Here is a 7,544-nt window from a genome sequence, read left to right on the forward strand (position 1 = left end):
TCGCTCCTTCGCTCAACTGCCTCTCCAAAGAATCCTTTCTCAGCCTAAACTCAACCCCAAAATCGCCATATGCGATTCCCCTGCCACTCGTGGGGAGATGGCCGGCAGGCCAGAGGGGGGCGCGCAGGAACGCCGCCTTAACAAGAAACGGAGAAAGACATGGAAACCATCGGCTTCATCGGACTCGGCATTATGGGCGCGCCGATGGCGGGGCATCTGCTCAATGCTGGCTATCACCTCGTCGCCAGCGACCACCGCTCGAAACCGCCGGCGGATCTGGTCACCAGGGGATTAAAGACCATCACCGGCCATGACGCTGTCGCCCGTGCCGCCGACATTGTCATCACCATGGTTCCCGACACACCGCAGGTCGCCGACGTGCTGTTCGGCCAAAACGGCGTCGCATCCGGCCTGAAAAGAGGCAAGCTGGTCATCGACATGAGCTCGATCTCGCCGATCGAGACCAAGGCCTTTGCAAGAAAGGTCAACGATCTCGGCTGCGACTATCTCGATGCGCCGGTGTCGGGCGGCGAGGTCGGCGCCAAAGCGGCATCGCTGACCATCATGGTCGGCGGCGAGGAAACAGCCTTCGAACGCGCCAGGCCCATCTTCGAGAGGATGGGCAAGAACATCACTTTGGTCGGGCCCAACGGCGTCGGCCAGACCACCAAGGTCGCCAATCAGATCGTCGTCGCGCTGACCATCGAGGCCGTCGCCGAAGCGCTTGTCTTTGCTTCAAAAGCCGGCGCCGACCCGGCCAAGGTCAGGCAAGCGCTGATGGGCGGGCTGGCCGCCTCGCGCATCCTGGAAGTGCACGGCGAGCGCATGATCAAGCGCACCTTCGCACCCGGCTTCCGCATCGAACTCCACCAGAAGGATCTCAATCTCGCGCTGGAAGGCGCGAAAGCCCTCGGCGTGGCGCTGCCCAACACCTCAACGACGCAGCAATTGTTCAATTCCTGCGCCGCTAATGGCGGGGCCAAGGAGGATCACTCGGCGCTTGTTCGAGCGCTGGAGCGGATGGCGGGATGTGAAGTAGGGAAGTAGGGAATAGGAGAGAATAAGGGAGTAGAGACGTGCAGTTAGCGAATACCGTGAATATGCTTTCCCCTACTCCCTTATTCCCCTATTCCCTAACCTAGAAACTTCCTCGCCGCATAAAGCGCCACCGCCGCCGCATTCGACACGTTGAGCGAGCGGATGGCGCCGGGCATGTCGAGCCGGGCCAGCGTCGTCACCGTCTCGCGCGTCTTCTGGCGCAGGCCCTTGCCTTCGGCGCCGAGCACCAGCGCTATTCTGTCGCCCGAAAAACTCTTTTCAAGCTCCGCCGGTCCATCCGAATCGAGACCGATGGTCTGGAATCCGGCATCGTGCAGCTGGCCGAGCGCATCGGCGAGGTTCTTTACCTCGATCTGGTCGATATGCTCGAGCGCGCCGGAGGCCGACTTCGCCAGCACGCCGGATTCCTGCGGGCTGTGGCGCGCCGTGGTGATCAGTGCGCCGGCACCGAAGGCCACCGCCGAGCGCAGGATCGCGCCGACATTGTGCGGATCGGTGATCTGGTCGAGCACCAGCACCAACCTGGTGTCGCCGAGCGCATCGAGGCGTTTCGGTTTCAGCGGCTCGGCCTCGATCAGCACGCCCTGGTGCACGGCATCCGAGCCGGTGACCTTGTCGATGTCCCTGGGTTCGACCAACTCCGCCTTGAAGGGCAAAGCGCCGAGATCGGCGATTGCCAGCCGCTCGGCAGCGTTGCGCGTCACCAGCATTTTCTTGATCTTGCGGCGCGGATTGTCGAGTGCGGCCCGCACCGTGTGCAGCCCGTAAAGCCGCACCAGCCCGTCCGCCGCGTTCTCGCCGGGCGGCACCGGCTGGCGTGGCCTGAACGCCGGCGCGCCGCCGCTCTTCTCGTCGCGATGCGCGCGGCGCAGCTTGGCGTAGTGGGTATCTTTCGGGGTCTTCGATTTGTTATCGTTGCTCATGGCGGCCTCTATAGCCGTGTCGTCCGGCGATGGATACAGCTGCACAAGGTGCTTGTCAGGCGAGGTGCGAAATTCAGCGCTTTTTGCCGGGCTGTTGTGGTTGACAGTTTTGGGCGCTGCCGCCATAAGGCGCTTCGCGGGAGGGTTGCTTTGGCGGCCGCGACGCGTCGATGCCTCGTTGCATGGCTCCGGCGGCAGACTGGAGAGGTGCCCGAGTGGTTAAAGGGGACGGACTGTAAATCCGTTGGCTATGCCTACGTTGGTTCAAATCCAACCCTCTCCACCACTGCCGGCCCGGAAGCCCTGAAACGCAGAGCGAGCGTCGGAGCGTATCCGATGCTTGACTGAAAGGCGCGGGTATAGCTCAGTGGTAGAGCAGCAGCCTTCCAAGCTGAATATGCGGGTTCGATTCCCGCTACCCGCTCCAGATTTCCCGCAGCCGCGGCGTCCCTCGCGCACGATCCCGAAGCAGGCACTGCCAAGTGAAGCGCTTTGCCGATAATTCAAAGTGTTGGTTGCGCGTCCAGACGGACGCGCAACGACCTTAATCCGTTGTTTTATGCATGTCGTTGTACCAAACCGCAGGCGGTGTTGGGCGACATGCCTTAACTCGCGAATTTGCTGAATATGGACGCGAGCTGGTTCTGCTGCGGCACTTGCCCGTTCGGCGTCAGCTGGTCGACAAGCCCTGGCAAGGCTGCGGACAGTTGCTTGAGCAGGTCCTGCTGGTTCAGCCCCGTCCTTTGCGCGATCTCCTGAATGATTTGTGGCCCGAGAGCGCTGCCCAGATCGCTGGGGTTGATCGGCTGGTTCTGACCGGTACCGACCCACGAATTGGCGACGTTGCCGTGGCCGGCGTCCTTCAGTTTGTCGAGCAGGCCGCCCAGACCGCCGAGCAGGCCGCCATCGGCGGATGCTGTTGTATCAGGCGGGACGGGGGCAGGGCTTTGCGTTGCCTCCGGCTGGGCGGAACTTCCACCGCTCAGCATTTTTCCCACCAAAAGTGCGCCGAGCGCGATCATCAGCGGCTTGGCGACGTTGCCGCCGGGAACGGCATTGTCAAACAGTCCCATTGTGGATCTCCATGTCAAATTGCCCGTCCGTCTCCGACAATGACGCATCCATGGCGAATTTCAAGCCGGTTTGAGCTTTCCGTAATCATGATTTTCAAGTTGGCTTGAGCTTTGCTTAATAATGTGGAAGTAATCGAGCGCGGGGAACGGAGAGGAAAAATGTCAATATTAAGCTGGATTATTCTCGGCGTCATCGCCGGCTTCATAGGCAGCAAGATCGTCAATAAAAGCGGGCAAGGCCTTGTGCTCGACATCGTGCTCGGGATTGTCGGGGCCATCGTCGGAGGGCTCATCTTCAGCGCGTTTGGCGCGTCGGGCGTTACCGGGCTCAACATCTATAGCCTGATCGTAGCCGTGGTCGGTGCCGTGGTTGTCCTCTGGGCCTATCATCAGTTCAGCGGCAAGAGGGCTCTATAGAAGCCGTCCGGCAGTTGCGTCGGCATTCGGGTGAATGCCGACCGCCTATCTGATCCTTCTGAGGATTTCGCGGATCAGCGTGTTGAGGCCGGCTTCCAGCCCTCTCACCATGATCGGCCATAGTTCCTCCAGCAATCGCTGCCATACGGCATCCCGCCCAATCCTCACCGGCAGATTTGGCATCGAGCTCATTGCCGCCGTCACGTCGCGGCGCAGCCGCTCGCCGCAGCCGCTTGCGCCGCTGATCGTCGGATCGAAAGGCAGCCGGGTGAAATCCCATTTTCCGCGTTGCTCGATGCCGAGATTGCTTTCGACCTCGGCGTGCGAGAGCACCGTTTTGGGCGTGACCTTGATGCGGTAATATTTGCAGAGTTCGGCGACAACCGCGGTCATCGCGTCCCACTGGGCCCTGGTCATCGGATAGCGGCCGGCATCGAACGGCCTTTCCTCCGCCCCGGCCATGCAACAGAGCGAAACCCCGATCGAGCCGCCGTTGCAGTTGAGCGTGTGCGCGGCATATCCCGGTTTTACCCGGCCGGAATTGAGCGCGATCGAAGGCCGGCCCCTGACCAGACGGCCATTCCCCTCGACCAGTATGTGATATGCATCCTTGTCGGTATCGCCGGCCGAATGCGAGCCCGCCGTCCAATGGCAAATGACGCGCCTCATCGCAACATTGGGCAACCACTCGGGCGGTAATGCCACAGAAATCCCCGCGACATAGGTTCGGTGACGGAGCACAGTATAGTTTCTTTGGCGACGGACGCGAAAACGAAACGATAATTTGGTTGAGCGTTTTCTAACGGTCAGCTATTCGTCGGCATCTCCAGCGACCACGTGTTCTTCATATTGCGGCAGGTCGTCGGTGATCGTGAACCACTTCGCCTTGGAGCCGACAAAGATGTGCTGCGTCGGGCGGATGGTCGGCTCGTCGACCAGGGTTCCCATGGCGACATGCACGAAGGCACCGCCGCGGACCACCGAATAGAGCAACGAGCCGCAAGTCTTGCAGTGCGCGTTATGGCCGGTTTCGTCGCCGAAGATCATGAGATTGTCCTCGCCCCTGGTCAGGCTCAGCCTGTCGCGTTCGATGCCGGCGAATGGCTTGAACGCCGAACCGGTGGTGCGCCGGCAGTTCGAGCAGTGGCAGTTCGCGGCATAGATGAACGCGTCCGCCACCGCATACTGAACGGCGCCGCACAGGCACTTTCCGGTGAGCGTGCGGTTGCTTGCATTCTGGTTGCTTTCCGGGCTTGCCATGCGCTTCTCCACTTCCGCTCTAGGCGACGACAGTCAACCGGCGCTTGCGCTCGTCGAGCGAGACGATTGTCAACCCGCTGGCCACCACCAGCAGGATACCGCAGATGGCCAGCGCATTCGGGAGTTGCCGGAATACCACCAGGCCCGAAATCACCGCCCAGACGGTGAAGCAATAGTAGAACGGCGCCACCACGCTGGTCGGCCCGACCCGATAGGCCATGAAGATGAAGAAGTGGCCGAAGATCAGGAACAGTCCGGCCCCCGCCATCAGCAGCAGGTGATGGGTTTCAGGCACGACCCACTGCTCGGAAAGCAGATGCGCGACGCCGGCGCCGGCGAGCACCACGACCACCGCGGAAATGGCAACAACCATCCCCGGCACCTCGGCGGCGACCTTGCGTCCCGCCAGATCGCGTGCCGCGGACAGAGCGGCATTGCCCAGCGCCAGCAGGGCGTAGACCGAAATCCCCTGCATCGTCGGTTGTGCCACCATCACCGCGCCGATAAAGCCAAGGCCGATCAGCGCCAGCCGCACCCCGCCGATCCGTTCGCCAAACAGCATCGAGGAGCCGACCAGCATCAGCAACGGCGTGATCTGCCCGAGCGCGGTCGAATCGGCGATCTGCATGTTGGCGAGCGCCACCACGTAGCAAAGGATAGCACCCAGTTCGAGCAGGTTCCTGCGCAACACCTTCGCGTCGAGGATCAGCGGAATCTGCTTGCCATAGCCCAGCATGAACAGCAGCGGAATGCCCCACAATGTTGCCGCAGCGCCGCGCAGGAACAGCACCTCATAGGGCGGCAGTCCCGCGGTTGCGAGCTTCATCATCGTGTCGTTCACGATGTAGGACCCGGTCGAAACGACCATGAACAGCGGGCCTCGTATGGCAGTCGGGATGAAATGCATCGGCCGACGAAATCAGACCGGCGACACAGCGGCAATGGGCCAGCGGCAAGCGAACGGATTTCCAGCGGCAAGCGAACGGATTATGGCTTCAATTCACGTTGAGCGCTCCAGCCCGCGAAGCCAAGCGTGTCGGAAAAGCCTGCCATGCGCGGCCGACCACCAGGCCTGACACAAGCAGCGCCGAGAGAAAGGCGGTGGCCAGGTGTTCCGAGGGGCCCGAGACGAGCAGAATGCCGGCAGCGATCACGACAGCGCATTCTTTCGCCGAAAATCCTGATTTTCCCAGAAACGCCAGCGGGATGGCAAGAGCCACGAAATCATAGATGAACGCGTAGGGCGAAGCGAGAATCGTCGCGGTCGCGAGCGCTGCTGCCTTGACGTCGAACGCCACCTTTTGACGCCATATCCAGACAATGCCGGCGCTCAGAACTGCGATGAGCAGGCCCTGCGCGGTCCATGCGAGCGTCCAACTCCACCCGAGCGCGCGGACAAAACCGTAGAGGCTTTGAAGCTTGGAGAAGTCAGCCCTGCCAGCGATGAGAATGGTGCCGTTGACCTTGGCGGCGGCATCGAAGAAATCGGACCAAATCTCGGTGCCGAAGAGGCCGATGGACAGCACGATCATGACGGTGGTGGAAACAGCGGCCCAACCGATCACTCGCCAAAAGCCTCCAGCGATGAGGGCAAGCGGGATCATCAGGCCGAATTGCGGCTTGTAGGTGAGCAGACCGAAGCAGAGGCCGGCCAGCGCGGGGCGTTTTTCGATCGAGGCGATGGCTGCGCCAAGCAACGCAGCGGTAATGAAGCCGTTTTGGCCGACCACGGTATTCCAAAGCACGGGGGGCCAGGCCATGGCTGCCAGAATCGCAACGCGTGTGCCCCCGATCAGCCGTATGGCGGCGGCGTAGAGCGTTATCCCGGTCGCCATCCATGCAACCAATGCAGCGGGATAGGATAGCAACGCCAGTGCGGCGGTCACGATCAGGAAAGTCGGAGGATACTGCCATGAAAAATAGCCGTCGAAGCTAGCACCGCTTTCAGCGGTCGCGATGCTCTTGTGCAGGTCCCAATTATAGGCATCGGCGGCATAGCCTTGCAGGACAAGCTTGCCAGCCCCCCAGAATGCGATGAAGTCGGTCGCCAGCGGCTGCCCGTTTTCGTCGAACAGCCAGCTGCCGATCAATATCGAAATGCCAAGAACAAAAATGTAAGTGCAGATCAAGCCGCACATGGCCAGATAGATCAGACGTTGCAGGTTCTGCCCTGTCGCGATGGTGGCAATCCGCATGATGCTCATTTACCCGCAAGTGCCCAGGCGCCATTCTGCTCCAGTGTCATTAAGGGAGTGTCATCAAGGGTTTGTGGCGCCTCCGGCCTTGGGTCGTGCCCATCTTACATTTCCGTCTTGCCATTCCCATATCGGCCACATCCCCTAAATCGGATCATGGGTTCGAACCGAGTGAGCCGCGCTCAGCCACAAGGCACTTGTGTTTTTCGGCCTTAGTCGCTAATCGCCCCGCATTCGACTGAACTGAAGGTCCAGGCCGTCCTTAGGCCGTCCAAGGAAAGAGACTATGGCAAAAGGTAAATTCGAGCGCACTAAGCCTCATGTGAACATTGGCACGATTGGTCACGTCGACCACGGCAAGACGTCGCTGACGGCGGCGATCACCAAGTATTTTGGCGAATACAAGCGCTACGACCAGATCGATGCGGCGCCGGAAGAAAAGGCGCGCGGCATCACCATTTCGACGGCACACGTCGAATACGAGACGGCTGCCCGCCACTATGCCCATGTCGACTGCCCCGGCCACGCCGACTATGTGAAGAACATGATCACCGGTGCCGCGCAGATGGACGGCGCGATCCTGGTCGTGTCGGCCGCCGACGGCCCGATGCCGCAGA

The 7,544-nt window shown here is 61.1% G+C and carries 9 protein-coding genes and 2 tRNA genes; 5 read left to right on the plus strand and 6 right to left on the minus strand.

Translation table 11 applies throughout. From position 1 onward, the window contains the following. The first annotated feature begins 159 nt into the window (after positions 1–159). Positions 160–1,047 carry a 2-hydroxy-3-oxopropionate reductase gene (locus NKI50_RS30375; protein ID WP_352484573.1) on the plus strand — a complete coding sequence of 296 codons (888 nt, stop codon included), beginning with the start codon at positions 160–162 and terminating at the stop codon, positions 1,045–1,047. A gap of 86 nt (positions 1,048–1,133) precedes the next feature. Here the strand turns inward: NKI50_RS30375 and NKI50_RS30380 are convergent, their stop codons facing one another. After that, a complete protein-coding gene (locus NKI50_RS30380; protein ID WP_023717511.1) occupies positions 1,134–1,982 on the minus strand; it encodes a TrmH family RNA methyltransferase in 849 nt (282 codons plus the stop codon). 201 nt (positions 1,983–2,183) lie between these two features. On the opposite strand from NKI50_RS30380, the gene NKI50_RS30385 reads away from it, so the two are divergent. Together NKI50_RS30385 and NKI50_RS30390 are read left to right on the plus strand one after the other, a co-directional pair. Continuing rightward, positions 2,184–2,268, plus strand: a tRNA-Tyr gene (locus NKI50_RS30385). A 67-nt stretch (positions 2,269–2,335) separates the two neighbouring features. After that, positions 2,336–2,409 (plus strand) — tRNA-Gly (locus tag NKI50_RS30390). Between the two features lie 178 nt (positions 2,410–2,587). Here the strand turns inward: NKI50_RS30390 and NKI50_RS30395 are convergent. Continuing rightward, a complete protein-coding gene (locus NKI50_RS30395) occupies positions 2,588–3,055 on the minus strand; it encodes a YidB family protein (protein WP_023717512.1) in 468 nt (155 codons plus the stop codon). 159 nt (positions 3,056–3,214) lie between these two features. On the opposite strand from NKI50_RS30395, the gene NKI50_RS30400 reads away from it, so the two are divergent. After that, positions 3,215–3,472 carry a GlsB/YeaQ/YmgE family stress response membrane protein gene (locus tag NKI50_RS30400; RefSeq protein ID WP_023717513.1) on the plus strand — a complete coding sequence of 86 codons (258 nt, stop codon included), beginning with the start codon at positions 3,215–3,217 and terminating at the stop codon, positions 3,470–3,472. Positions 3,473–3,517: 45 nt separating this feature from the next. Here the strand turns inward: NKI50_RS30400 and NKI50_RS30405 are convergent, their stop codons facing one another. From NKI50_RS30405 to NKI50_RS30420, 4 genes are all read right to left on the minus strand, one after another. Beyond that, positions 3,518–4,141 carry a peptidoglycan recognition protein family protein gene (locus NKI50_RS30405; RefSeq protein ID WP_352484574.1) on the minus strand — a complete coding sequence of 208 codons (624 nt, stop codon included), beginning with the start codon at positions 4,139–4,141 and terminating at the stop codon, positions 3,518–3,520. Positions 4,142–4,282: 141 nt separating this feature from the next. Next, on the minus strand, positions 4,283–4,732 hold the full coding sequence (locus NKI50_RS30410; RefSeq protein ID WP_023717515.1) for a GFA family protein: 450 nt from the start codon (positions 4,730–4,732) through the stop codon (positions 4,283–4,285). A gap of 19 nt (positions 4,733–4,751) precedes the next feature. Then, positions 4,752–5,639, minus strand: coding sequence for a DMT family transporter (locus NKI50_RS30415; RefSeq protein WP_352643576.1), 888 nt, complete (start codon positions 5,637–5,639; stop codon positions 4,752–4,754). Between the two features lie 88 nt (positions 5,640–5,727). Beyond that, entirely contained in the window at positions 5,728–6,936 is a 1,209-nt protein-coding gene (locus tag NKI50_RS30420) for a glycosyltransferase family 87 protein (RefSeq protein WP_352643575.1), read from the minus strand. A 277-nt stretch (positions 6,937–7,213) separates the two neighbouring features. Between NKI50_RS30420 and NKI50_RS30425 the strand changes: the two genes are divergently transcribed. Beyond that, positions 7,214–7,544: GTP-binding protein (locus NKI50_RS30425; RefSeq protein ID WP_352496174.1), on the plus strand; the 331-nt coding region annotated here is incomplete at its 3' end.

This window comes from Mesorhizobium sp. M0563, assembly GCF_040321065.1.
Lineage (GTDB): Bacteria > Pseudomonadota > Alphaproteobacteria > Rhizobiales > Rhizobiaceae > Mesorhizobium.